The sequence below is a fragment of the Bremerella cremea genome, assembly GCF_039541315.1.
GTDB classification, from domain to species: domain Bacteria; phylum Planctomycetota; class Planctomycetia; order Pirellulales; family Pirellulaceae; genus Bremerella; species Bremerella cremea.
The window spans coordinates 42,077-67,327 of record NZ_BAABFZ010000005.1 but is presented as its reverse complement, the minus strand read 5'-3'; the positions used below and the strand labels follow the sequence as shown (position 1 = coordinate 67,327).

17 protein-coding genes are annotated in these 25,251 nt (G+C 55.7%); 5 read left to right on the top strand and 12 right to left on the bottom strand.

Annotated features, from left to right (window positions below):
- Nucleotides 1-9: 9 nt before the first annotated feature.
- From ABD890_RS17445 to ABD890_RS17410, 8 genes are all read right to left on the bottom strand, one after another.
- Complete coding sequence (locus ABD890_RS17445) at nt 10-2,820, bottom strand: BatD family protein (protein ID WP_345092589.1); 2,811 nt, start codon at nt 2,818-2,820, stop codon at nt 10-12.
- Between the two features lie 66 nt (nt 2,821-2,886).
- Nucleotides 2,887-4,857 (bottom strand): VWA domain-containing protein, encoded by a 1,971-nt coding sequence (locus ABD890_RS17440; RefSeq protein ID WP_345092586.1) that lies wholly within the window; start codon nt 4,855-4,857, stop codon nt 2,887-2,889.
- The gene (locus tag ABD890_RS17435; protein WP_345092583.1) at nt 4,854-5,933 is read right to left on the bottom strand and encodes a vWA domain-containing protein; all 1,080 of its coding nucleotides are present in this window, start codon (nt 5,931-5,933) and stop codon (nt 4,854-4,856) included. The genes ABD890_RS17440 and ABD890_RS17435 overlap by 4 nt, the downstream gene beginning before the upstream one ends.
- Nucleotides 5,933-6,934 carry a hypothetical protein gene (locus tag ABD890_RS17430; protein WP_345092580.1) on the bottom strand — a complete coding sequence of 334 codons (1,002 nt, stop codon included), beginning with the start codon at nt 6,932-6,934 and terminating at the stop codon, nt 5,933-5,935. Before ABD890_RS17430 ends, ABD890_RS17435 begins: the two co-directional genes overlap by 1 nt.
- A complete protein-coding gene (locus ABD890_RS17425) occupies nt 6,931-7,806 on the bottom strand; it encodes a DUF58 domain-containing protein (protein ID WP_345092577.1) in 876 nt (291 codons plus the stop codon). The genes ABD890_RS17430 and ABD890_RS17425 overlap by 4 nt, the downstream gene beginning before the upstream one ends.
- A gap of 104 nt (nt 7,807-7,910) precedes the next feature.
- Nucleotides 7,911-8,825 carry an AAA family ATPase gene (locus ABD890_RS17420; RefSeq protein WP_345095037.1) on the bottom strand — a complete coding sequence of 305 codons (915 nt, stop codon included), beginning with the start codon at nt 8,823-8,825 and terminating at the stop codon, nt 7,911-7,913.
- 444 nt (nt 8,826-9,269) lie between these two features.
- Nucleotides 9,270-10,649, bottom strand: coding sequence for a sigma-54-dependent transcriptional regulator (locus ABD890_RS17415; protein ID WP_345092572.1), 1,380 nt, complete (start codon nt 10,647-10,649; stop codon nt 9,270-9,272).
- Nucleotides 10,649-12,103 (bottom strand): sensor histidine kinase, encoded by a 1,455-nt coding sequence (locus tag ABD890_RS17410; protein WP_345092569.1) that lies wholly within the window; start codon nt 12,101-12,103, stop codon nt 10,649-10,651. Before ABD890_RS17410 ends, ABD890_RS17415 begins: the two co-directional genes overlap by 1 nt.
- 328 nt (nt 12,104-12,431) lie before the next feature.
- Between ABD890_RS17410 and ABD890_RS17405 the strand changes: the two genes are divergently transcribed.
- Both ABD890_RS17405 and ABD890_RS17400 read left to right on the top strand, forming a co-directional pair.
- On the top strand, nt 12,432-13,424 hold the full coding sequence (locus tag ABD890_RS17405) for an aldo/keto reductase (protein ID WP_345092566.1): 993 nt from the start codon (nt 12,432-12,434) through the stop codon (nt 13,422-13,424).
- A 27-nt stretch (nt 13,425-13,451) separates the two neighbouring features.
- On the top strand, nt 13,452-14,240 hold the full coding sequence (locus ABD890_RS17400) for a cyanophycinase (protein WP_345092563.1): 789 nt from the start codon (nt 13,452-13,454) through the stop codon (nt 14,238-14,240).
- Nucleotide 14,241: 1 nt separating this feature from the next.
- Here ABD890_RS17400 and ABD890_RS17395 read toward each other — a convergent pair whose 3' ends face one another.
- From ABD890_RS17395 to ABD890_RS17385, 3 genes are all read right to left on the bottom strand, one after another.
- The gene (locus tag ABD890_RS17395; protein ID WP_345092560.1) at nt 14,242-14,709 is read right to left on the bottom strand and encodes a carboxypeptidase-like regulatory domain-containing protein; all 468 of its coding nucleotides are present in this window, start codon (nt 14,707-14,709) and stop codon (nt 14,242-14,244) included.
- 47 nt (nt 14,710-14,756) lie between these two features.
- The gene (locus tag ABD890_RS17390; protein ID WP_345092557.1) at nt 14,757-15,710 is read right to left on the bottom strand and encodes a DUF1559 family PulG-like putative transporter; all 954 of its coding nucleotides are present in this window, start codon (nt 15,708-15,710) and stop codon (nt 14,757-14,759) included.
- 419 nt (nt 15,711-16,129) lie between these two features.
- Nucleotides 16,130-17,569, bottom strand: coding sequence for a sigma-54-dependent transcriptional regulator (locus tag ABD890_RS17385; RefSeq protein WP_345092554.1), 1,440 nt, complete (start codon nt 17,567-17,569; stop codon nt 16,130-16,132).
- Between the two features lie 226 nt (nt 17,570-17,795).
- On the opposite strand from ABD890_RS17385, the gene ABD890_RS17380 reads away from it, so the two are divergent.
- A complete protein-coding gene (locus ABD890_RS17380) occupies nt 17,796-21,308 on the top strand; it encodes a response regulator (protein WP_345092551.1) in 3,513 nt (1,170 codons plus the stop codon).
- A gap of 165 nt (nt 21,309-21,473) precedes the next feature.
- Here the strand turns inward: ABD890_RS17380 and ABD890_RS17375 are convergent, their stop codons facing one another.
- Nucleotides 21,474-21,608, bottom strand: coding sequence for a hypothetical protein (locus tag ABD890_RS17375; RefSeq protein WP_345092548.1), 135 nt, complete (start codon nt 21,606-21,608; stop codon nt 21,474-21,476).
- A gap of 523 nt (nt 21,609-22,131) precedes the next feature.
- Between ABD890_RS17375 and ABD890_RS17370 the strand changes: the two genes are divergently transcribed.
- Together ABD890_RS17370 and ABD890_RS17365 are read left to right on the top strand one after the other, a co-directional pair.
- Entirely contained in the window at nt 22,132-23,595 is a 1,464-nt protein-coding gene (locus ABD890_RS17370; RefSeq protein ID WP_345092545.1) for an HlyD family secretion protein, read from the top strand.
- A gap of 41 nt (nt 23,596-23,636) precedes the next feature.
- On the top strand, nt 23,637-25,247 hold the full coding sequence (locus tag ABD890_RS17365) for a DHA2 family efflux MFS transporter permease subunit (protein ID WP_345092543.1): 1,611 nt from the start codon (nt 23,637-23,639) through the stop codon (nt 25,245-25,247).
- The last annotated feature ends 4 nt before the right edge of the window (nt 25,248-25,251 follow it).

Below are 25,251 nucleotides of genomic sequence, written 5' to 3'. Positions count from 1 at the left end.
CCGCTCCCTTTAGGTGTCAAGTAATTCGACTTGCGGCTGCGAGATCCAACCGATCGAACCGGTTGGCGTTTGCACTTGCAGCCACGGGCCATTCGCTTTCAACACTTCCAGCGATTCCCCTTCAGTCACGGTGTGACTTGGGTTTTCAGGAAAGTTATCCCCGGGAGCGTCTCGTAAGGCGACCGTCGGAGCTGCGACGATGGCCTGGACTCGGTGTGTTTCGGTGAAGCGGTGAACGTTGGCCAAGGTCACCCCGACCAGCAGAACACAGGTCGCAGGAATCGTTGCCCATCGCCACATGGCACTCGGGACGAACATGCCGCCGACAACGGCGATGCAAAGCGTCGACCAGGCAGCCGCAGCAAGCACCACACCCAGTATTGGCGAAACATTGCTGGTCCAGTGAGTCAACGTCTGCTGCCATCCGCTGCTGGCAGCCATGGCCGATGTTGCTTCTGGGTGCAAACCTGACTGGGTCAGCTTCAGGTTCTGGAAGGCCTGTCCATGGTATGGATTAAGTTGCAGAGCTCGTTCGTAGTTCGCGATCGCTCGCCCTGGTGAGCCTGCTTGAACGTAAGCGTTCGCCAGGTTCACATACAAATCGCTATTGCGAATGCCACTGTCTACCAACTGCTGATACTTGGCGGCCGCTTGCGAAAAGGCTTCGTTCGCCGTTGCGGCATCTTCTGTTCCGCTGGTCATTCCACGCTGGTAGGCCGCATTGGCTTCTTCCAATAAGGTCGCTTTTTGCGAATCGCTCAACGATGCCAGCATGGCTGAATCGTGCGATTGTGGTTCAACGTTCGTAGCCATGTTCTCCGTTAAAGGCGTCTGCTTCGCCAGATGCAAACCGGTTGGTATACCTATCGCGAGTGCTGCCAGCACGATGCAGGCCACTGCAATCGCTTGACGGTACCCGACGCGAACTGCCGCGGAACGATCGGTGCCGCCCAACTTGGCACGCGAAAGTTCCGACATAATGGCAGTTGCTTCGGATTTCAGTCCGTCCGTGGTCTGGTTGCCGGAGGCACCGTAGGCCGCTTGTTCGCACTGGATCAACAGTGCTTCCACGCGGGCAGCCAACTCGGTCTGGCCTGCCGCACGAAGTTGTGCGGTCACTTCACTACGAGTGAAAGTCCGAGCGGTGGGATGGTTACCATGGTTGAATCGCTGACCGATATAGCTCGCTAAAGCAGAGCCAATCTCGGCTGGATTGTGGGCCAAGTGAATGGCCTTCTGCGTTTGGTGATGCGAAGGGGAACTTGCGGAGTTGTCCGAGTTCATCCGTCGACGACTGAACCAGGCACCTCCGACGATCAACGCAGGAAGCATGGCTGCTGCGATCCACAGCCACTGACTGGCCTTCGAGGTGGAAACAATTGCGTCGCTACCAGAGTAGATCGCAGGGTCAAACTTTCGCGGTTCGGCTGCCGCGGCTGTACCTGGCGTGCTGTTATCGTGCGGAGCACCAACAATCGATTCGAGTGCCAGACGCTCGGCCTCGGCCACTTCAATCGCGATCGGAGTGCTTTCGACGGTGACGAACTTCTCGGTTGTTGGATCGAAGTAGGAAAGTGGAATGGCAGGGATCTCGGTGATTCCGGCCCGGCGAGGACGAATCGTGGTGGTGAACAGCTTCGTGTCGCCTTCGACGATCCCAGCGAGCGGCTCGTTGGCCACCTTGAAGTCTGCCGTCAACTGCGGAAGCGATGCCAGGGGTGGAGCCTGAACCAGGTCCATCGGACCGTCACCACGAATTCCGATGTGCAAAGTGATAGGATCGCCTGCCTTGACCGACGTAGGCACGGCATGCGTGACGATCTGATAGTGACCGACGGTTCCCCGATAATCAGCCGGACGGCCTGCCATTGGGATTGCCGTGACATCAATCGGAGCGACTTCCGCACTCGCCACCACAGGACGGCTGGCAGCGATCGTCAACGTGTTGCGGTTGAAAGGTGAGAATCCTCGGTCGGCGAATGGGAAGCGTCCACCAAAGAAGTCATCTTCAAACATTGAGCCGAATGGATCGCGTCCTTTTTCGAGCTTCGTCGGGTAGTCGACCACAATCTGCAGGTCACCAACGTCGATCTGACCAGGACGCTTCGGGTAGATGGTGGCTTCAATCTTGTATTGATAGTACGAGCGTGAGTCGCCATTGGAATCCTCACGCAGCACTTCGACCCCGCCTGGTCGCTGGTTCTTTTCAGCGAGTTCTTCCAGGCGTTCGCCAAAGACACCCCAGTTGGTTCCCTGCGAGATGAGTTGCCACATGTTCTCTTCCGAAAGCGTGATGTCGTATTCGCGATCGTGATATGGCTTCACCCACATGTTCAAGGTGAGCGGCAACGGTTGGCCCACATAGATCTGCTTCTGTTGGCCAGTCACCTCAGCGAAAAGCAGGTCGCCGGTTTCGCTCTTGGTGGCAGCGAAGCGGAGCGGCCGGGTCTGTTCGACCTGGCCGTCCACTTCAACGCGAATCGGTGGGATCTCGAACGTTCCTTCCTGGCGAGGGATTACCTGCCAGGTATAGGTCGTCGAGGTACGATCGGTGCGTCGACCGTTAATGATCGTGGTTTGACTGCTGCGGCTGGGGGTGCCACTGGCCTTGATGTCGAGGCCAGAAACTGAAGCGATTTGCGGCTGGTCGTGGGATGACGAGTCCGCCACTTCGAGATACAGCATAACCGGTGCACCGACGTAAGCTTCGCGCGCCGACAAGGAGGCTTGGATCTGGCCTGCGTGGGCCACCGCTGCCGCCGAGAATAACATCACGGCGACGGCAATCGATTTCGTAAGCGTGGGAAATGTGGTTCTCATCGTTGGGCTCGTTGGGGAAAGGGACGTAACAGTCCGAAAGCTTTTTAAATCGAGGTGTGACGGCTTCTACCAGTCGCGATCGACAGGCACACGTCGCCGGTCAGCCTGCTGTTGATTCTGAAGGCGTCGCATCAGTTCGCGGTCACGAACGGCCTGCAACATCTTCTGGGCTTCTTCCTTGGTCATCGGACGCATCTCGTCCATGGAGTTCGGATCGGCCTGGCCGTACTGCGGCATGCCGCCGGAGTTCTGCTGCTGATCCTGCTGCTGCTGATCCTGTTGCTGCTGATCCTGTTGCTGCTGATCCTGTTGCTGCTGATCCTGTTGCTGCTGATCCTGTTGCTGCTGATCCTGTTGCTGTTGGTCCTGTTGTTGTTGGTCCTGTTGTTGTTGGTCCTGTTGTTGTTGGTCCTGTTGTTGTTGGTCCTGTTGTTGTTGGTCCTGTTGCTGTTGGTCCTGTTGCTGTTGAAGTTGGTCGATCAGCATCGTCGCCAGTTGAGCATTGGCTCGGGCATCGGTGTCCGCGGTGTTGTCGGCCAGGGCACTGCGGTAGTGGGAAACGGCCGAGTTTAATCGCTGGATCGCAGCAGCCTTGTCGGTTTGAGCGAGCTGAACCGCTTCGGAGTAGTCGCAGTTGCCGAGGTTGTAGCTTGCCTTGGCGGCCAGTTCAGGGTTGCCGGAAGCAATCGTTTGGGTGAACAATTCGCGGGCCTGCGTCATCTGACCAGCTCGGTATTGAGCGACAGCCTGGTTGTAGAGCAGTTGTGGCGAGTCTGGCTTCTGCTCAGCGGCGGCCTGATAGCTGCTCATTGCGGTTTCGACATCTCCGGAATGAAGTGCCTGGTTGCCTTGCTCGACAAGGGACGAGACTTCCGAGGCCTGGATTGCCAATGGTGAAAGCAAAAGCAGTGCCAAGCATGCCGCGGCGGTGGGAATCGAGCGATGTCCTGGGAAGCGTTTCATCGGTCCACTTTCAGAAGTAATCGTTGGTTCGCTATCGGCGACGTTCGAAGGAACTCGTTTAGGCGAGACAGTCGAAAGCAACGTATCGGTCAACAACAGCAGCAGCGACAAGCCGACAAACCATTGGTAGCGCGGGACGTAGCTGTTGATGCGAGCGGTCTCGAAATCCTGGGCTTCCACCTGCTGCACGTAACTGTGATAGATGTCGCCCATGTCGACCTGCTTGGTTCCGGCTGGAATGTAGGCTCCGTCGGTTGCGAGAGCGACTTGTTTCAGCGTGGCTCCGTCCATCTTCGACCAGACCTGTTGGCCTTGATATTCCATATAGGCGTAACCACTTGCCTTGGCGTCCGGGATTCGAGCACCATGGTCCATGTCACCCAGTCCCACGGTGAAGACGCGGATGCCGTGGTCAGCGTGAAGCTGCTTGGCCACGCCCACCGGATCGCTTTCCTGATCTTCACCATCGGTGAAAACGACGATCGCCTTGTGGTCACCGTTCTGATCCAGGAAACCATCGGCCGCCAACTGAAGGGCGTCCCCCAGACGTGAACCGCCTCGCTTCACGTCCATCGGGCCAACTTCGCTCAGGGTCTTCTTGAAGTCGTAGTGATGGCTCGTCAAAGGAACCATCTGTCGAGCGTCGCCGGCGAAGGCCACCAGGCCGACTCGGTCGCCAGGCATAGCGTCCATCATGTCGGTGATCTGCTGTTTGGCTCGCTCGAGCCGGTTTGGTGTGGCGTCTTCGGCGAGCATCGAACGTGACACGTCCAAGACGAACATCACTTCGATCCCTCGCTGCGGCACCTCGCGCCAGGTCTTGCCCCAGCGGATATCCACTAAGGCAAGGACCATGGCAACCAGGGCACCAGTTAACAAGAAGAATTTCACGATATGTCGAACTGTTCCTCCCTTGGGAGCGAACAGGGGAATCAGGTTGGAAGTCGCGAAGCGAGCCAAAGCTCGGCGGCGAGCGACCATCGCCATCATCATCACACCGACCACGATCGCCACGATCCACAGCCAGTTGAGGCTCGACAAGTTGCCAAATTGAATATCCATTCGTTCACTCACTCGGTAATCTTGCGGTAGACGGTATTGTTCAACACGATTTGGCCAACCAGCAGCCAAAAGGCGATCAGGACCAGCGGAGGCACGGTGGCCCAGCCAGCGTTGATCGGTTCAATGGCCAGTTCGCGATAGTCGACAAAGTGCTTGTCTTCGACGCGAGTCTTTTCAAGCTGGTCGATCTCGGCGTAGATCTTTTCCAGCGAAGCGGTATCGGTGGCTCGGTAGTACTGGCCGCCGGTTGCTTCCGCCACTTTCTTCAGCGTGTCTTCGTCGATGTTGACTTGGGCCCACTGGAAGGTTTGCTGTCCGGTGAACGGATCGACAACCGGCACCGGGGCTCGCCCCTTGGTACCGACACCAATGGTGTAAACCTTGATGTCCATGGTCGAGGCCAACTCGGCCGCCATGACGGGATCGATATCACCGGCGTTGTTCTCGCCGTCGGTCAGCAAGATGACAACTTTGCTCTTCATCTTGCGTTGATCGCTTTCGCCCAATGCAGCCAGCTTTTCGACTGCCAGGCCAATGGCATCGCCAATCGCGGTGCCATCTTCGTTGCGGTCAGTCGCGATCTTGGTGCGATCGAGCTGTCCGATCGTGTAAGGATGATCAAGCGTTGGTGGTGCGATGCCATCGGCGTAGCGGGCGAAGGTCACCAGGCCAACCAGGTCGTTACTGCGGCCATCGAGTTCGTCGCCGCCAGAGATAAACTTCTGGGCGACATCCTTCACGGCGGTCAGTCGATCGACCGGCTGACCGTCGACTTCAAAGTCCATGGCTTGCATGCTTCCGGAACGGTCCACGACCATCTCGATGGCGATCCCTTCGCTGTCGGCAACCGTCTGCTTGCGTCCCTCCTGCAAGCGTGCCAACGAGACGATCAAGAGGGTAATCGCCGCGACACGCATTGCAGAGGGAACCCAGGCAAGACGCTGCTTCCAGGTCGGAGTGAGACCATGGAGCCAGCCCGTGGAGCTGAACGCGACCGCAGTGCGGCGACGCCCAGCAATCATCCGCCAGACCAGCAAGGGGACCAGCAGAAGCAATAACAAATACCAGGCAGATGCTGCTTGGAACATTAGTTTGTCTCCTTATTCGTTGTTGCTGCGTCGGCTTGGTTTGCGGACTTTTGGATGAAATCAGTTGCTTTGTCGATCGCCATTCCGGCGTCCTCGGTCGAAGGCTGGAACTGGGCGAACTTGACCAGGTCGGCCAGCGACAGGAAGACGCGAAGCGACGCTCGCTGTTCTTCTTGAAGCGACGGATGCTGCGTTGCCTCGGCCAGAAACTCGTCAGAGGTGAGTATCGGTGCGGCAATCGCGAACTGGCGTTCGATGTACTGGCGGACGATGTCGGTCAGGCGAACATAGAACTGCTCGGTATCGCCATCCGACATCACTTCGCTATCGCGAAGCTGCTGGAGCTGTTTCAAGGCCCATTGTTTCGGCGTGAGCTGACGCGTTCGGCCTGGCCAGACCAGCAAAGCAACGGCAGCACAAACCAGCATGGCGGCACTTCCGACCGACCAGCCGACCCATGCCAGCGAATCGGTCTGCTCCGGAGCCATGCTCACTACATCCTTCACGTCGCGAAACTGAAGCGGATCAGGCTCGCCTTCCAGAACGCTAACAACGTTCAATGCGATCTCTGGCGTTTCCAGTGTCTCAGTGGTGGCGGCCGGTTCACGTCGGTCGGTATAGGCGATCGAAATGGGCGGAATCATGTGTTCACCTGGCACCAGGCTCTCGATCTGGTAGGTTCGTTCCCACTGGCGACCGTCGGCGGTCGGGACGTCCGAGACGTCAATCGACCTAAGTACATTTAGCGTGCCAAGTGCCTTCTGTTCTTGTGGAAGGGTGATGGCAACGTTGCTCGGGGCTTTGACCGAAATCGTCAGCTCGACCGGTTCCGCAATCTGAGCGTCCGATTTGGCCAGGGTCACGGTTACATCCACCGGCCCTTGCTTTACGCTACGGGAGATTGCGTCGCTGGTGGGTGCTGCGAACAAATTCCCCGCGACTCCCACCAGGGCGAGCATCGCCAAGGCCATGGAGGTCGTGTTCCTGAAATGAGTTCTCATCGACGGCACTCCCTTTGGTGGAAAAACTTGCGTAGTGGGTCAACAAAGTCGTCGCCAGTGCTCACGTAGATCGGGTCCATGCGAAGCCGTTTGAAAAGCTGATCGCGAGTTGTGGCGATCTCACGGGCTCGTTCCGCGTACAGGCGTCGCTGCCTGTTGCTGGAGGTATCGATCATGGCGATTTCGCCCGTTTCCGAGTCGACTAGTTCAAGCAGTCCGACATCGGGCAGCTCGAACTCGCGTTGATCGGTCACGACGATCGGGATCACATCATGCTTCCGCCGGGCCACCTTCAAGGCCTTTTCATACCCACGGTCTTGAAAGTCACTTACCAGGAAAGCGACCGAGCGCCGCTTGGCTGTGCGATTCAAATGCTCGAGGGCAGTTGTGATATCCGTGCCATGTCCCATGGGCTGACAGTAAAGGAGTTCGCGAATGACCCGCAGCACATGCCGCGATCCGCTACGAGGGGGAATCGCCTTCTCGATGCCGTCGGTAAAGAGGGTCAAGGCGATCTTGTCGTTATTCTTCATCGCGGAATAAGCAATTGTCGCTCCAAGTTCGGCGATCAGTTCTCGCTTGGTTTGCCAATGCGTTCCGAGCCCCTGCGAGGCACTCAGGTCGACCAAAAGCGTGACGGTCAACTGACGTTCTTCGCGGAACAGCTTTACGAACGGTTCGCCGGAGCGGGCCGTCACATTCCAATCAATCGCGCGGACGTCGTCGCCAATCCGATAGGGACGAACTTCTTCGAATTCGACCCCGCGGCCTTTGAAGGCCGAGTGATACTGACCCGCCAAAAGATTGTCCGCCAGGTGCGACGTCCGAATCTGAATGCGGCGAATCTTCTGTAAGACTTCGCGAGGGATCATGGTTGGGAATCTCTTGTTAAACCGGGTGCCTGGGTGGTTTTTAAGGAGACGCGTTTGGCCGAGCCGAGGCCGGTCGGCCAAACGCGGGGGGGAATGATGCTCGATTAAGGAACCGGGACGTGGTCGAGAATCGATCGGACAATGTCGTCCGACGTCTTTTCCTCGGCCTCGGCTTCGTAAGTGATGATGACACGATGACGCAGCACATCGAGTGCAATCTCTTTCACGTCGCCTGGCACCACGTATCCACGTCCATGCAGGAAGGCATTTGCCTTGGCTGCCAAAGTGAGGTTGATCGTTGCCCGTGGCGAAACCCCGTACTGGATCAAGTCCGCAATCGGCAGGTGGAACGAGGCTGGTTCGCGAGTTGCCATGACCAGGTCGACGATGTAATCGCGAACTTTGCCATCGACGTAGATTTCGTCGATCAGGTCACGAGCCCGTATGATCTCTTCCGGGGTGAGAGTCGGATTCACTTCCATCGATGTCTTCGTTCGCGACATGCGATCGAGAATCTGAATCTCCTCTTCACGGCTCGGATGGCCCACCATTACCTTCAGCATGAAGCGGTCCATCTGAGCTTCTGGCAGCGGGTAAGTCCCTTCCTGTTCGATCGGGTTTTGGGTTGCCATCACCAGGAATGGGTCGTCCAGTTGATAGGTCGTATGGCCGATCGTGACCTGGCGTTCCTGCATTGCTTCCAGCAAGGCACTTTGAACCTTGGCCGGAGCACGGTTGATTTCGTCAGCCAGAATCAGGTTCGAGAAAATCGGACCTTTTTGAATGGCGAACTTCTGATCTTGCGGGCGATAGATCTGCGTCCCAATCAAGTCCGCCGGAAGGAGGTCAGGCGTGAATTGGATTCGCTGGAAGCCGGTCTGAATTCCCTTCGCCAGACAAGCGACCGCAGTCGTCTTCGCGAGACCAGGGACACCTTCAATAAGCAAGTGACCATTGGTGAGCAAGCCGACCTGCATGCGATGCAGAAGCTGCTTCTGGCCGACGATGACGCGTCCCATCTCGTCGAGCAGACGACAAAAGGGAGCACTACGAATCTTAATTTCCTCAGTCAGTTCGTTGATACGATCGTGAACTGCGTGCTTGGTATCGGTTGCCACTAGATCGTTCCTTGTTCTGTTGATTGGCCGTTGATGAATGCTTGTCGGCGACCGGTGTTGGCCGTCGACGGATAACGTCACGTGGCTCGTCACCACTCGTGCCTCACCTAAAGGCAAGTGGCGTGCCAGAGGCGAAAAGTGCCTGTTTTCCAGGGGTTTATGCGAAACCGAGAGAATCACGCGGGGCATTTTGCCCCAGCGGGTCAATGTGCCACGGAGATTTGGCGATAAGAAGGCAGCGGAGTGCCGGGTTAGCGAGTGCTGCAATCGCAAAAGAAAAGGGAAGACCCGAATGACGGATCTTCCCTGAAGCATGCGATCTGAAATCGTGCACTGGGCGAAGGACTAGTCCGAGTCGCTTACGCCATATTGTTTAAGTTTTCGATAGAGGGTCTTTCGATCGAGCCCCAGGATCTGGGCGGCAACCGATTTGTTATTGTCGGCGGCCTGCAGCACATGCAGGATGTAACGCCGCTCGACCTCTTGCATGGGGACAAGTTCGCTCGGGTCGTCCCCTCCGATAAAGACCTGCGAACTGCGGTAGTCTCGAATCTTTTCGGGAAGGTCATCGACGGCGATCTTGTCGAATGGCGTCAACGCGACGGCCCGCTCCATGATGTTTCGCAGTTCGCGGACGTTGCCTGGCCAAGAGTAGTTCAGCAAGCGTTCGGCCGCAGGGTCCGAGATACCCGTGACGTTTCGCTGCGATCGTTTTGCCGATTGCTCGACAAACCTTTGAGCCAGCATCAAAGTATCGGTACCACGTGCCCTCAAGGGAGGGAGATCGAGCTGAATCACATTGATGCGGTAAAAGAGATCTTCGCGAAAGCGCCCTTCTTCGACTTCCGTCAGCAAATCGCGGTTGGTCGCCGTAACGATTCGGACATCGAACGGGACTTCTTGATCCCCGCCTACCGGACGGACGCGTCCTTCTTCCAAAGCTCGCAGCAGTTTTGGCTGCATAGCTAAAGGTAACTCGCCAATTTCGTCGAGGAACAGTGTGCCTTTTTCGGCTTGTAGAAAGAGCCCGCGTCGCTGAGCCTTGGCGTCGGTGAAGGCACCTTTGGCGTGACCGAACAATTCGCTTTCGAGCAAAGCTTCAGGTAGCGCAGCGCAGTTCACCGGGACGAATGGTCCCTGGCTGCGACGGCTTCGTTGATGGATTGATTTGGCAACCAGCTCTTTACCGGTTCCGCTTTCACCGCAAACCAGGACAGCGGTTTCGGTCGTCGCAATTCGCGAGATCTGGTCGTACAACCGCGTCATGGCAGGGCTGCTACCGATCATCGATTCGAAGTGGGCCGTAGATTCGGTTCCTTCGCTAAGGACTTTGATCTTCTCTTGAAGCTGGCGATGGGTCACCGCACGCTGCAGCGTAATTGCGAGGATCTCCATCTCAATCGGCTTGGTCACAAAGTCATAGGCGCCTGCGCGAATCGCGGCGACAGCCGTTTCGAGGCTGCCGAACGCGGTCATCACAATCACCGGAATATCAGGCCGGTTGGCGGCGATGCGTTCGCAAAGTTCCGTCCCACTGAGTCCGCGCATTCTCAGGTCGGTCAGCACAACGTCGAAATCTTCTGACTTGACCAGTTCCAATGCTTCCTCTGCCGAGGTTCGCCAGGTGGGTTGATAGCCACGCAAACGCAAGTCGACCTCCAACAACTGGCACATGTTCGCCTCGTCGTCGACGATCAGAATGCGACCTTGCGAATTGGGATCCATTATGCCACCTGTTGGGGAAGAAAGACGGAGAATCGGCTTCCTTGGCCGACCTGGCTGGTAACATCGATCCAGCCACTATGATCTTCGACAATTCCGTACGAAACCGACAGCCCCAGCCCGGTTCCTTCACCAACTTCTTTCGTCGTGAAGAAAGGATCGAACAGATGTGGCATGCTTTCGTCTGAGATGCCGTTGCCATCGTCTTCGACGGTGATGCAAGCAAACGGCACCGGATAATGGGGCTCTGAATGAGGTGGCAATGCCGAAACAGTTGTCAGGCTTATGCGAACCTGCGATTCCGCGGGACTGGCGTGGATCGCATTGACGATCAGGTTGGTAAGAACCTGTTGGATCTGCCCAGAGTCTACAGCGGCCTTGTTGGGAATGGTTTTCGTGACGACCAATTCGACCTGACGCTGTTTGGCAAGCGGTTGCAATAGGCTGACCGCGTTCTGAACGACGTCTTCCAGGTTGATTGGCAACCGCTGTGGTTCGCGGCGGCGGGCGAAGTCGAGAAGTTGCCGAATGATCGCCGCCATGCGATCCGCTTCCGACTTGATGATCACCGCGCTGTCACGAACTTCGTCGTCGCTGAGTCGTCCCGAGGAAATCAGTCCAGCGCGTCCAGATACCACATTGAGAGGCGTACCGAGTTCATGGGCCATACCGGAAGCGAGGCGACCGACCGTCTTCAAACGATCCGCATGCCGAAGCTGTTCCGTTGCGGCGAGACGTGCGGCCGACTCTTCGCGGATCTCTTGTTGCTGCTGGTTGAGCTGATCGCTCATCTGATTCAACGCGGAACCCAATTGGGCGATCTCGTCATTACCGCTGATCTCGACCGGTTCGTCGAACCGCCCGCTGCTGATGCGGCGTGTCTTGTCGACCAGTTTCTCAAGACGCCGCCCCACCAGGCGGATACCCAGCAGCGAAACGACCGCGCCGCATAACAGCATCGCGCCGATGACCAACATCGTGCGGTACGTGGTCATCCGGGTGTATTCGGCGACGTCGTCCAGCGGGACGGTAAACTCGACGTAACCCGCTCGATCTTTTTCGACATCGATCGGGTAGTAAATCTGATAGTGCTCTTTACCGGTCGCATCGCGAGTTGTCATCGACACCATTGCTTCGGGAGTGGCTCGTTTTAACTCTTCCGATGGCGGCGGTTTCGTTTCGGTCTGCTGCGAACTACCTGGGGCGACCCAGCGAATGGTCATCTGTTGATGACGGCTGGCAAAACTCGAAACCAATTGAATGGCACCTTGATGCCCGCCGTTCTTCCAGGCCACGACCAGCGTTTCGCGAACTTCGTTTCCGAGCGACGCGGCGTTTTGCAGTTTGGTTTCTTTAAACTGTTGGTATTCGCTTTGAACCGTGAGATACCCGTATAGGGTCGTCAGCAGCACGATACCCAGAAGAAAGATGCCGACAATTTTCGCGGTTAGTTTCATGAGTCCAACAGGTGGGCGGTTGGTGCAACTAGATTCTGCTAAGCGGGAAAGCGATTCTCATCGTTGTAACTTGCCAAGTCCGACGATCCAAGGGAGGATGCCACCACTGTGGGGTTAGACGTAAAGAATCTGCAAAGATAGCTTGGAGTTGGCTATTGTGCGTCAGGATGACTCGGAAAGGCATAAAACCGGCCTGGAAAAATAAGGTTGCCAGGGCCCGAACCGCTATCATGTACCATGACAACAATTCTCGACTTCGGTTTCCAGCCTTAGCTAAGTCAATGTGAATCCTGGAAACGAAATGCGATCAGGAAAAAGGTAGCGGCAGATGCGATACAAAAAATTAGGTCCCGATGGTTGTCTCGTCTCGGCAGTCGCACTCGGTTGCATGGGCATGAGCGACCTGTATGGAGTCCGCGACGACGCCCAGTCGATCGCCACCATTCACGCAGCCCTCGATGCCGGACTGAACTTTCTTGATACGGCCGATATGTACGGCCCCCACACGAACGAAATGTTGATCGGCGAGGCAATCCGAGATCGGCGCGAGTCAGCATTCGTTGCGACCAAGTTCGGTATCGTTCGCGACCCCAACGACCCTCAGAAGCGTGGAATCAATGGCCATCCCGATTATGTCCGCCAATGCTGTCACGCTTCGCTGAAGCGACTGGGGATCGACACGATCGATCTCTACTATCAGCATCGCGTCGATCAGAATGTGCCGATCGAGGACACAGTCGGCGCGATGAAGGAACTAGTCGAAGAGGGTAAGGTTCGCTATCTCGGGTTGTCCGAAGCATCAGTCGCAACCATTCAACGGGCAGTTACCGTTCACCCGATTTCAGCGGTACAAACCGAGTTCTCGATTTGGAGTCGTGACGCAGTCGATGACGGCGTTATCGATGCGTGTGGCAAGCTCGGAATTACGTTCGTCGCGTACAGCCCCTTAGGGCGTGGATTCTTGACCGGTAGCCTGAAACGATTTGAGGACCTGGAAGAAGATGACTATCGTCGTCACTCGCCACGATTCCAAGGCGAGAACTTCGAGAAGAATCTGGAGGTGGTTCGGCAGATTGAGTTAATCGCCTCCGAAAGTGGCTTCACTCCGGCCCAGTTCGCACTGGCCTGGGTGATGAAGCAGGCGGGCCATGTGATTCCGGTATTCGGAACGAAGAAGGTCAAATACCTAGAGCAAAACCTGGTGGCGCTGCAGATTGATCTGACTGACGAGCAACTGAAGCAGATCGAGGAGGTCGCTCCGCAGTCTGCGTTTTCTGGCACGCGATATGTCGAAAGTCTCATGAAATTGGTCAATGCCTAAACGCTCTTTCCGTAAGAGGTACCTTAAATGATCGTGCGAATGCTCACAGCATGGATGATCGCTGGTCTGTTGATTACTTCTAGCTTCGGAGACGAGGCGACGCTCTCCAATCCGCCGAAAGGTTCCCTGATCATCGTTGGCGGTGGAGGGATGCCTTCCACAATCGTCGATCGTTTTATGGAACTGGCGGGAGGAAATGCGGCGAAGATTGTGGTCATTCCGACGGCCACAGAAAAGCCAGATCCCGAAGAACGGCTCGTCGCCCGTTGGAAGGGACGAGGTGCTGTCAGTGTGAAAGTCTTGCACACGACCGATCGCAATGTGGCGGATACGGAAGCGTTCGTCGCAGAACTGAAAGAGGCAAGTGGCGTCTGGATCGGTGGTGGTTCGCAAACAAGGCTTTCCAACGTGTACGCAGGTACCGCCGTCGAACGTGAATTGAAGACCTTGCTCGCACGGGGTGGTGTCGTCGGTGGAACGTCAGCGGGGGCGGCGATTCAGTGTCAGACGATGATCGCGCATAGCAAGCCAGTTCCAGTGATGGGTGTCGGGTTCGACCTGCTGCCGGGGGCGATCATCGATCAGCACTTTCTGGCCCGTAATCGCATGAATCGACTGCTTTACGCCGTGCAACATCATCCTGGGCTCGTTGGTATCGGAATCGACGAGGCGACGGCGATCGAAGTGCACGGCAACGAGTGCCAGGTCCTCGGCGATTCATTCGTCACGCTGGTACTTGGCACCGGCACCAAGCGTCCGCTCGACATCCAGACCTTCCCAGCTGGGAAGACGTTTACCATTCCGGCGGCGGAATAGTTCATCGTTTCCCGGTCGGCTTGGCCGGTGGAGTCGAGCTGAGGTTCAGGTCGATGGTGTTATGCCCGGCGGCCACTTGTTGCACGAGAAAGTCGTTTCCGTAGTAATGCCCCGGAAGACCATCTTCGGCAGGCTGCTGCTTTGTGAGTGGCTGCCGAGGCTCGACACCGACAGGGCAAATGCGAACCTCGTGGCCACCGATCTTGGCTCCCATCTCTTGGGATGAATACCGCAGCTTGTAGACGCCTGACTCGTTGGTGACACCGAATGATTCGCGTCCGCCGGTTTGAGGCGTGAAGGTCACCATTGCCTGGCGAACGGGTTCACCGTCGAGGGTCACGGTGCCACTGACCGAGCCCATATCGGCAGGGACACGTTGACAGCCGAGCGTAGCCAACAGCAATAACAAGAGCGAAAGCGAATAGCACTTGGCAAGTCGCCGGGAGTGGGCGGAATCTGGAATGCGCATGATCGTTGGCCACTGAAGAATGGTGAAAGTCAAAGCAAGGGAAATGACTAGTACTGTCCAATGGTGTTACCGTCGGCGCGATCGGCGAGGTTTTCCATGGTGGCGCCATCGATGGTCTCTGGCAGAAAATGAACCGAACCGTCGCCGAAGACGAACTGGGCACCGCCGGGATGGTGGGAACTGTAGGCGTTTCGAAAGGTACCGTTGATGCGACGAGCCGTCGTGTTGGCGAGTGATTCCTGAGTGACACGAACGACTTGATCATTTCCGCTGTAGCCCGATCCGTCGTACATCCCGACCCAGACCGCCGCCATCCGGTCGATTCCATCTCCAAGATCTCCATAGGTCACTTCGCCAACGGTTAGCGTGTTGGACGTCCCATCGGTGATGTCGCGGAATCTTGTATGACTTCCGCCACCAAAGATGCCGGTTTCCGCTCCGAAGCAGTACCCGCGATACCAACCGCTGGGACAATCGGAAGGTCCTCCACTGGTCGCCCCTTCGTTAAACGAGCCAAAGACCCCTTTGTAATTGGAGGTTGCCGGGACATCTTTCGTCGCGAAAGCATTCTTTTTGAACTGCGCATTCAGTTCCGGTGCTGGCGAAGAAGGACAAAGGTAGACCGGCAATGAGGTCTGGGTTAATTCGATCATGTTGGTGATCGTCGCGTAGTTCGTTAAACGGTTCGAGGTAACCCCAAGTTGTTCGTGCAAGGCAGGCTGCTCGACGTAAGGCAAGATCAAGGCGCCCCAACCCCACCCAGGCTTGCCGAACCAGCCTGAAGATTCGGTGTAAGGAGCGCGGACCGTCGATGGGGGCATGCCGTGGAAGACGTCGTGATAGTTGTGTAGCGCGAGCCCAATTTGTTTCAGATTATTACGACACTGCGAACGCCGCGCTGCTTCACGAGCTTGTTGGACCGCTGGTAACAGAAGCGCGATCAATACGCCGATAATCGCGATGACCACCAGCAACTCGACCAAAGTAAATGCGGAACGCATCCGAATCGATTGTGAACTATTGTTCTCTCGCATCAGGCTACCCTCGAAGATCGACAATGAAAGAAATGCTTCGATGGTCTGAGCAATCAAACCAGGAAGCGTAATATCGGAAGAGAGATCGTCTGGGGCTAAGTCGCATGGGGGTGATACGACCGATTTAGAATAGGACGATCCATCCAAGTAAGCTTGTGCTGCGCGGACCGTTTTGTTTCTGAAACGGACGCTCTGCAAACTTCAGAAATGGGCGAATATGCCCCGAGCTCCGAAAAACGTCGGGGGAACTGCCGGTGGGGTACGCTCAAGAAATGACGCCATTTATGCGCCGTGAGACATCAAAATCAGGGGCAAACCGGTTAAGAAAATTGCCAGATGGGTAAATACATTTCCCAATGGTGAGCACCCTTTCGGTGCTCCCAGCATTAGTCGTCTTCGTTTTCGACGTTTAAGGTTACGCTGATTCCCAGGTCTTTTAGCTTGACGCGAAGGGTCTGCCGGGCGATCCCAAGTACTCTGGCGGCCTTGTGTTGGCTGCCACCGGTGAATTCAAGGACCTTTTTCAGCAGCATTCGATCGACATGTCCGTGAACGACTGAATAAATGTCGGTCGAGTTAGATTCGAGCAGTTCCTGGACCAATCGTTCCAGTTCAGGGTTCGGAGAACCGTCGGTTTCGACAGGTGTTTCTGTATTTCCTTCGCTCAGTTCGGGCAAAAAGGCGGGTAAAAGAACGTCGCCGGTGGCCCGTAAAAGTGCCTGCTTCAAAACGTTTTGCAGCTCGCGAATGTTACCTGGCCAGGCGTAACTCTGCAAAAGCTCGAGCGTATCTGGTGAAACGTCTTTGACATTCCTCCCTAACTCGCGGCTGAAACGACGGAGACAATGCTGAACCAACATTCGCAAATCGTCTCCCCGCTCCCGCAGGGAAGGGAGGTGCACGGCAAAAACACCGAGTCGATAATAAAGATCGGCCCGGAACTTGCCTTCTTCCGACCAGGTTTTCAGGTCGCGATGCGTGGCGGCAATCAACCGGACATCGGTTTGAATTGACTCGTTGCCACCGATGCGCTCGAACGATTGTTCTTGAATCACTCGCAACAGCTTGGCTTGTAATGCCAACGGCATATCGCCAATTTCATCGAGAAAGAGCGTGCCGCCGTTGCATTGCTCGAACTTGCCAATGCGGCGACGATCGGCCCCGGTGAAGGCTCCCTTCTCGTGCCCAAAGAGCTCACTTTCCAGCAGGTTTTCAGGAATTGCGGCACAATTGAGAGCCAGAAACGGTGCGTTTCCGCGGTTGCTATGTTGATAGATGGCCCTTGCGACCATCTCTTTGCCGGTGCCGCTTTCTCCGGTAATCAGAACTGGAACGTCCTGACCTGAAACCCTACCGATCGCCTTGTAGACTTCTAGCATCGGCGGACAGGAACCGATGATCGCCCCCTGGATGTCCTCTTCTGGCAGCGTCTCGGCCACAACCGTTGGCTCGCGCATACGCTGCGAAACCTCCAGTGCTTCATGCAAGACGCGTTCCAGTTGACGCAGTTCGACCGGCTTAAACAGGTAGTCGTAGGCTCCCTGTTTCATCGCTTCGATCGCGGTATCCGCCCCTTTGGCGGTTGTGATAAAGATGACGGGAATTCGGGCATCAACCTGGCGAATCTCTTGATAAACATCCAGTCCCGAGGCGTCTGGCAAACGCAGGTCCAGCAGGACAACCTCTGGCTTCAATTCCGAGACCATCTGCACGCCCGCTGCGCCGGTGGTGGCCGACTCGACCGGAATATCCATACCCTTGAGGATGGAGTGTACCTGCTTAAGAACAAGATCCGGATCGTCGTCGATAACCAGAACAGATGCCATCTACCAGCCAGTTTGCTACGATGCGAAAGAAGCAGGACACGGCGTCCCTGTTAGCCTCTCTTTCTACCGGAGTTCTGGATCTAACGGCAAGCCGTACAGAGAATTATTTCTGTCGGCATGCGACTCGCATAAGGTGATTGGTTCCGAAATTATCGATACCGAACGCCCCAATTGCCTGCCGACAGAAAAGGATGGAGCGAGCTTGCGACCGACCAAAGGACACTTCATGAATTTTCGCCATCTACGCACTCATTTTCTGGTGGCCGGATTTCTTCTATTGGCCGCCATTGGCAGCGCTGGGGCCTGGAGCATTGTCACCATCGAACAGATGGGGGCACGCATGGGCGATACCCTGAATACGCACCAGCAAACGATCGATATCGCTGTCGAAATGATTACCCTTCTCGAAGAAGAAGACGAAGCGATTTTGATGGCTTTAAACGGCCAAACCGAAGAGGCTCTTGCCAAGCTGAAGGCCGAACGAGATGCCTTCGAAAAGGCCTGCATCAATTTAGAACCACTGCTCGAATCGGAACAGGATCACCACAATTTCCAATTGGCTCGCGTTCATGTCGAGCAGTTTCGCCAAGTGAGCGACTCGTTGCTGGTCGAAGTTTTCAGCCACGAAGCGTTCGATAACTACGTCAACATTGTCCATCCTGCGTTAACGTTGACGAAAGAAGATTGTCGCTATTTTCGCGAAGTCAATGTGAACTTTATGCAGCAGGAAGGGATCATTGCGCGGCGAGATGCCCGGCACAGCGGTCTCGTCGTCGCTGGCGTGACACTGGTGGCGCTAACGCTCTCGGCGTTGGTTCTCATCCAGCTCACTTACCGCGTGACGCGGCCGATCAAAGAGCTGGATCATGCCGTCGAAGCGCTCCGACAAGATAAACTCGATTACCGAGTGCCTGTTTCCTCGTCTGATGAACTGGGCCGCCTGGCGGAAGGTTTCAATCGGATGGCGGATCGAATTTCCGACTTTCGCTGGGAGATGGAGCAGCAGTTCCGCCAGATGGCAGAGAACATCCGCGAAATCTTCTGGATTATGGACCCTCAGAAAACCAAGCTGGTCTACGTGAGCCCTGGCTACGAACAAGTGTGGGGACGCTCGTGTGAAAGCTTCTATGAAAATCCGCAGGAGCAAATTGAATTCGTCCATCCAGACGACCGCGACATCGTGCTGCATAGCAAGGCCCAGCTGAAGGAAGGTCACTTTCCAGCGACCGAGTTTCGCATCATTCGTCCCGATGGCGGCATCCGATGGATTCGTCGCCGGTCGTTTCCTTTGACCGATCATATGGGGGTGGTGAATCGCATCGCGGGACTGTCGGAAGATATCACAAACCGGAAGTCTTCCGAGAATCAATTGCGTGATAGCGAAGAACGATTCCGCGGCACCTTCGAGAATGCTGCCGTTGGCATGGCGCATAGTAGTCCGGAGGCTCGATTTCTTCGAGTGAATGAGAAGTTCTGCGACATGATTGGGTACAGTCGCGAAGAATTACTCCATCTCTCATTTTTTGAGATTACGCATGAACGCGAGAAGGGGGCCTCGCTCGAGAAGTTCCGCGCGCTGATCGATGGTATGCTCGACAGCTATTCGGAAGAAAAGCGTTTAGTATGCAAAGATGGCTCGACTGCCTGGGTCCATGTCTTTATCTCGGTTCAACGTGATACCCATGGCAAGCCATTGCACGCGATCCTGGTGATTGAAGACATATCGGAACGGAAGCGTCTGGAAGAGGAGATCCGTCAGGCGAAAGAGATCGCGGAGCATGCCAATCTCGCCAAAGACGAGTTCCTGGCGAACGTCAGCCACGAGATTCGCACACCGATGAACGCGATTCTGGGGATGACCGAACTGGTTCTCGACACGGAACTGCGCGGCGAGCAGCGGCAATGCTTGAAGACGGTCAAGTCGGCCGGGGACAACCTGCTGGGGATCATCAACGACCTACTCGATTTCTCGAAGATCGAAGCAGGCAAGCTGGAACTGGAACAAGCGCCGTTTTCACTCCGTACGATGGTCGGCGATACGCTTCGAGCCTTGGCAGCGCGTGCCCATCAGCAGGGGATCGAGCTCATCTGCGAGATCGAGCCAGAGACACCGGAGAAACTGGTTGGCGATCCGGTTCGACTGCGTCAAGTGCTTTTGAATTTGATTGGTAACGCCATCAAATTCACGCCCACCGGAGAGGTGATCGTATCGATCTGCCCAGTGAAGAAAGAAGGAGGCGATAAGCGCTGCAGGCTGCTATTCGTGGTGAACGACACCGGGATTGGTATTCCCAAGGCGATGCAATCGCGAATCTTTGAAGCATTCCAACAGGAAGACACCTCGACGACGCGGAAGTATGGCGGCACCGGGCTCGGGCTTTCAATTGCGGCAAGTCTGGTTGAATTGATGGGGGGGACAATTGCTGTCGAAAGTGAGCCAGGCCAGGGCAGCAAGTTCTCTTTTACCGCGGACTTTGGTTTGCAAACAGATCAGGTCGAAGCCGATTCTGGTAGTCCCGCCGCGGACCTTGCTGGTTTGAGGGTTTTAGTGGTCGACGATAACGCAACGAACCGCAGGATTCTCGAATCGACACTGCATCGATGGAAAATGGAGGCGGACTGCGTCGAGGACGCGGGCAGTGCCAGCGATGCGCTATGGGAAGCGGTTAACAGTGAGCATCCGTATGAACTAGTTTTGCTCGACGCGCGAATGCCGGAGACCGATGGTCTGTCGCTTGCTTCACGAATTCGAGAATGGACGCCGATGGCGGCGACTCGGATCGTGATGCTGACTTCCGGCGATCGTCCTGGCGACCTGGCCCGATCGCGAGAACTTGGGATCGATGCTCGTTTACTCAAACCAGTACAGCAGGAAGAACTACTCGAAACGATCGTCAAAGCGGTCAGTCGCAAGGGAAGCTGCGATCTCGCCTCCGCCGATCAGCGATCGCGGCCTGGGAAGACGAGCACCACCATCCACACCAAACGAAACATTCTGGTCGCGGAAGACAACGAGTTCAATTCCGCGATGATCGAACGGCTGTTGACGACGCATGGGCACAACGTACGGATGGCATCGACCGGGCGCGAGGCGCTCGACATGGCGATCCGTGGTGGCTTCGATGTCATGCTTCTGGATGTGCACATGCCGGAACTTGATGGATTACAGGTGGTGAAGATGCTCCGCGAACACGAAACACCTCGTGGGGAACATCTACCGGTGATCGCGCTGACCGCGCGTTCCCGGGCCGAGGACCGTCGGAAGTGCATGGAGGCCGGGATGGACGAATACATCTCGAAGCCAATTGACTCGAAGCATTTACTGAAAACGATCCAAGACCTGGTCCCGGAAAAAGACAACGCCGACCTGCCTGATACGATGCCCAGCCTGATCACAGCTTCGATCTTGTTGGGGGCGTGTGGCGAAGATGAAGATCTCTTCCAACAGATGCGAGAGACGTTGAAGCAGCGTCTTCCCGAACGGTTGGAACGACTGACGACTGCCGCGGAGGCCAACGACACGGGAGCCATTCGAGAAGAGGCCCATAAGCTGGCAGGAATGCTGTCGGCGTTCAGTCATACGGTCGGCGAAATGGCTTCCGAGCTCGAAGATGATGCCGAAGCGGGGCGGCTCGAACAAACTCAGCAAGGGACGCAAGAGCTGGTAGAGACAGCCCAGTTGTTGTTGGCCCAAATTGAAAGTGCGAACTTCGAGGAACTCAAACGGTCGGCCGATTAACTTCGCCGCTTTCAAAACGTTTGGGTTCGCGCACGAAAACAGGCTCGCATGTGGGAAGTTGTGCTGAACTTCCGAATGCGAGCCTGAGTCGTTGTGCGTCGTTCTTCAGGGGAATCGGCTACTGCCAGTTGGAGGTCTGCCAGCAGCCAATTCCCTGGGAAGACGTTAGCGAGACTGGTGGTACGAAGGGGACTGATGCTTCAGGAATGCCATTCGGCCGAAGTTGACGTGCGAGCCGTATGCAACCGAACTCGAAGTAAACAAGCCAAAGAGCAACAGCAGTGTCAGGAACTTCTTCATGGTACGTCTCCCAGAAAGTTGGAGAGTCAAAACTCTCCGGTGATGATGGTGAGGAGTTGGGTCAAACTTAAGTGACCAGATTGGGGCTCCTCGTTGTTGATCTAGCTAAATGCAGGCTGCGTGCCAGATTGTTGCCTGACGCGAAAAATTGCGGGACGAGCTGCATCTACCCGCAAGAACTTAACTACTTCAGGTGGGAACCGTCGCCAAAATCTTCTGAATCGGTACGAAATGCTGGCGGCGGTATCCATGCCATCGTGGGTTCGTCCCTAACTTTGCGACAGGTGCCGGTCTAACGAATCGACCGGTGGCCTGGAAAATTACCCACCCAATCATTGGCAACTCGCCTGCCTGACCGTGGCAGAAGGCTTTTATACTGGATGTCTCGTCGAAACTGTCTGCCTGGGAAAACGTTGTTTCAACGGCGGTCCTTCCAACGATAATTCGGCCTCCACCTCGTTTCGGAACGCCCATTGCATTTCAGAGGCAACTTGGGAAAGAGGGAATTTGGAGGGGGAGGACTATGTCTGCTAATCATCACGTTCATCTTAAAGAGCGGATTCAATCGACAAACGTAGCCGAGGATGCTCGGCCGCCAAGACTTCGAAAGAAGTTCTGGCTAACCATCATCGGTGCGATGGTGTTAATCGCCATCGCAGCCTGGATCGGGGCTCCATACGCCTGGTTAATGTGGAATACCATTTCAACCGACGACGCTTACGTCGATGGGCATGTCACGTTAGTAGCACCGCGGGTGGAAGGCCAGGTCACGAAGGTTTTCGTCGACGATAACATGCAGGTTCAGAAGGGGGACGTGCTGTTCGAGATCGACCCGGAACCGTTTCAGGTTCAAGTCGAAATCAAGCAGGCCCTTGTTCGTGTGGCCGAAACGCAGCTCACCACCGCGAGGGCACAGGCGGAGGCGCAGGTTGCCCAGGTACAAAGTGCCCGGTTCGCCCTGAGGCATGCCAGCGAATCAGTCCGAGACGAAATTGCTCAATTGCATTCCAATGTTGCGGAATGGAAAGTCGAGCAAGCGTCCCTTGTTCTGGCCAAGCGGAACTACGAACGCAATAAGATGCTCGCTCCCAGCGGCGCCGTGTCGCAAGCCGATCTCGACTTGAACACAGCCCAGCGGGACGAAGCGCAAAGCCGCGTTGAAGAAGCGTACGAAGGAATCCAACAATCCCGAACGAACTTGGGGCTATCGCGTGAGGCGGAAGATCCGCTGGAAGTTCCCGAGAACCTCGACCAGTCGTTTTCGTTGGTGCGGCAGTCGCTGGCAAATCTGTTCGAGGCTTTGGCAACCCTTGGTTATCAACCGCAATCGTGGAACGTTACGCCGCAGGAAGCCATCAAGCAGATCTTTCACGACGAAGACCCGGTTGCGGAAGACCAGTTTCTGACGAAGTTGATTGATGAGGCCCCGGCCATTCAACAGGCCGAAGCGCAACTTCTGGAGGCGAGACGCAATCTAGAGCGGGCTCAGCTTGATTTAAAGTACTGCACTATCGTCAGCGAGATCGACGGGATTGTAACGCGACGAAACGTTAACCCGGGGAACTATGTTCAACCGGGGGAAAGCGTAATGGCAGTTCGATCGCTGCGAGAAATCTGGATCAACGCGAATTTCAAGGAAACGCAACTTGCCGATCTGCGGATCGGCCAGCCCGTTCAACTGCATGTCGATATGTATGGCCACCAGCAAGAGTTTCGCGGACGGATCTCTGGCTTTAGCATGGGAACTGGGCAGACACTTTCGTTGTTGCCACCACAAAATGCGACTGGAAACTTCGTGAAGATTGTCCAGCGGCTGCCAGTACGAATTGAGGTCCTCGACTACGATCCCATAAACGCTCCCCTTTTCGCGGGACTGTCAGTTGAACCGTATGTTTACTACAAGCATGAGGCGACCGGACCGCAAGCGGGGCAGCGTTTACAACAGGTTGCCCACGTTCCGCAAGCATCCTTACAGCCAACTCCCTAGTTGTGAATAGAAAATCACAACCTCGAACGCAGGAGTGAAGGATGAGTGCATCTGTAAGGACGTCTGCTGTCCGAACAACGAGAGCGATCAGCCCTTGGATCATTGCTATCGCAGTGGTGGTTCCGACGTTTATGGAACTGCTCGATACGACGATCGCGAATGTCGCGTTACGCTATATTGCTGGGGGATTATCAGCCGCGGAAACCGATAGCGAGTGGGTAATCACCAGTTATCTGGCAGCGAATGCCCTGGTGCTGACGGTCAGTGGTTGGCTTTCGGCTCACTTGGGCCGACGCAACTATTTTTTGATATCGATCGCCGTGTTCACCGTCGCCTCCGCACTTTGCGGAATGGCGACTAGCTTGACCGAGATCATCATCTTTCGCGCCATCCAGGGACTCGCCGGTGGTGGGCTTCAACCATCCAGCCAGGGAATTCTGCTCGATAGCTTTCCGACAGAGAAACAAGGTGCGGCGATGTCGCTGTTTGGAATCGCGGCCTTGTTTGGGCCAGTGATTGGTCCGACGCTGGGTGGATGGCTGGTGATCAACTACGACTGGCGATGGATCTTCTATATCAACATCCCGATTGGCGTGATCGCATTTGTCGCCGCTTACTTCCTGGTGAAAGATCCAGAGTACCTGGTGCAACAGCGAAAAGAAGCAAACCGAAAGACATTCCGCTTGGACTATATCGGGCTCGGCTTACTGGCCATCGCCGTCAGTTGCTGGGAAGTCATTCTCAGCAAGGGGCAAGAGTGGGATTGGTGGGGCGATCCTTTTTGGCGTGTCCAGCTATTGGTGGTGGCCTGTGTGGCGGGCTTTGTACTGTTCATTGTTCGTGAACTGAAAACGGACGATCCATTGATTGATCTCCGAGTCATCAAGGAACGCAACCTGGCGGCGTCGTGCGTGATTCTATTCAGCGCATTCGCGGTCCTTTATGGGGCCAGCGTGGCGTTGCCTGCGATGGTACAGCGGCTGTATGGATACGACGCCCTGCAGGCCGGTCTGATCCTCTCACCTGGTGGTTTCTCTTCCATCTCGATGCTGATTGTCATGGGATATTTAATCGGCCGAGGTGTCGATGCGAGGTGGCCAATCGCAGTCGGACTACTACTGATTGCGGCTTCCAATTACTGGATGGCGATGCTGAATCTCGACGTTTCGCCATGGCAATTTATCTTGCCCAGGCTAGTGCTGACGGCTGGGCTGGGAATGATCTTTTCCCCCATCAATGTCGCTGCGTTGCTTTACACGAAAAAGGAATTGCGTGGATCAGCAATTGCACTAATCAGTTTGCTCCGCAACGAAGGGGGCAGCGTCGGAACATCCATGTCGCAGACGATTGTCGAGCGACGCGAGCAGTTCCACCTTTCACGATTGAACGATTCTTTAGACCTGTTCAATAGCCAGGTCAACTCGTTCATGTCCCTCAGTCAGAGTATTTATCACCGGGCCAGTGGAGATCTGGTCGGTGCCCACCTCCAGGCACTTCAGACCTTGGCCGATCTTCGTCAACAACAGGCCCTGTCATTGGCTTACTTCGATCTTTACTGGATCGCAGCGATATTTGCCATGGCGATGATCCCGCTGGTCCTGTTGATGAAGCCGTCGGTTGCTCGCAAGGATTCACTCCCTACAGCAGAGTAGCGAT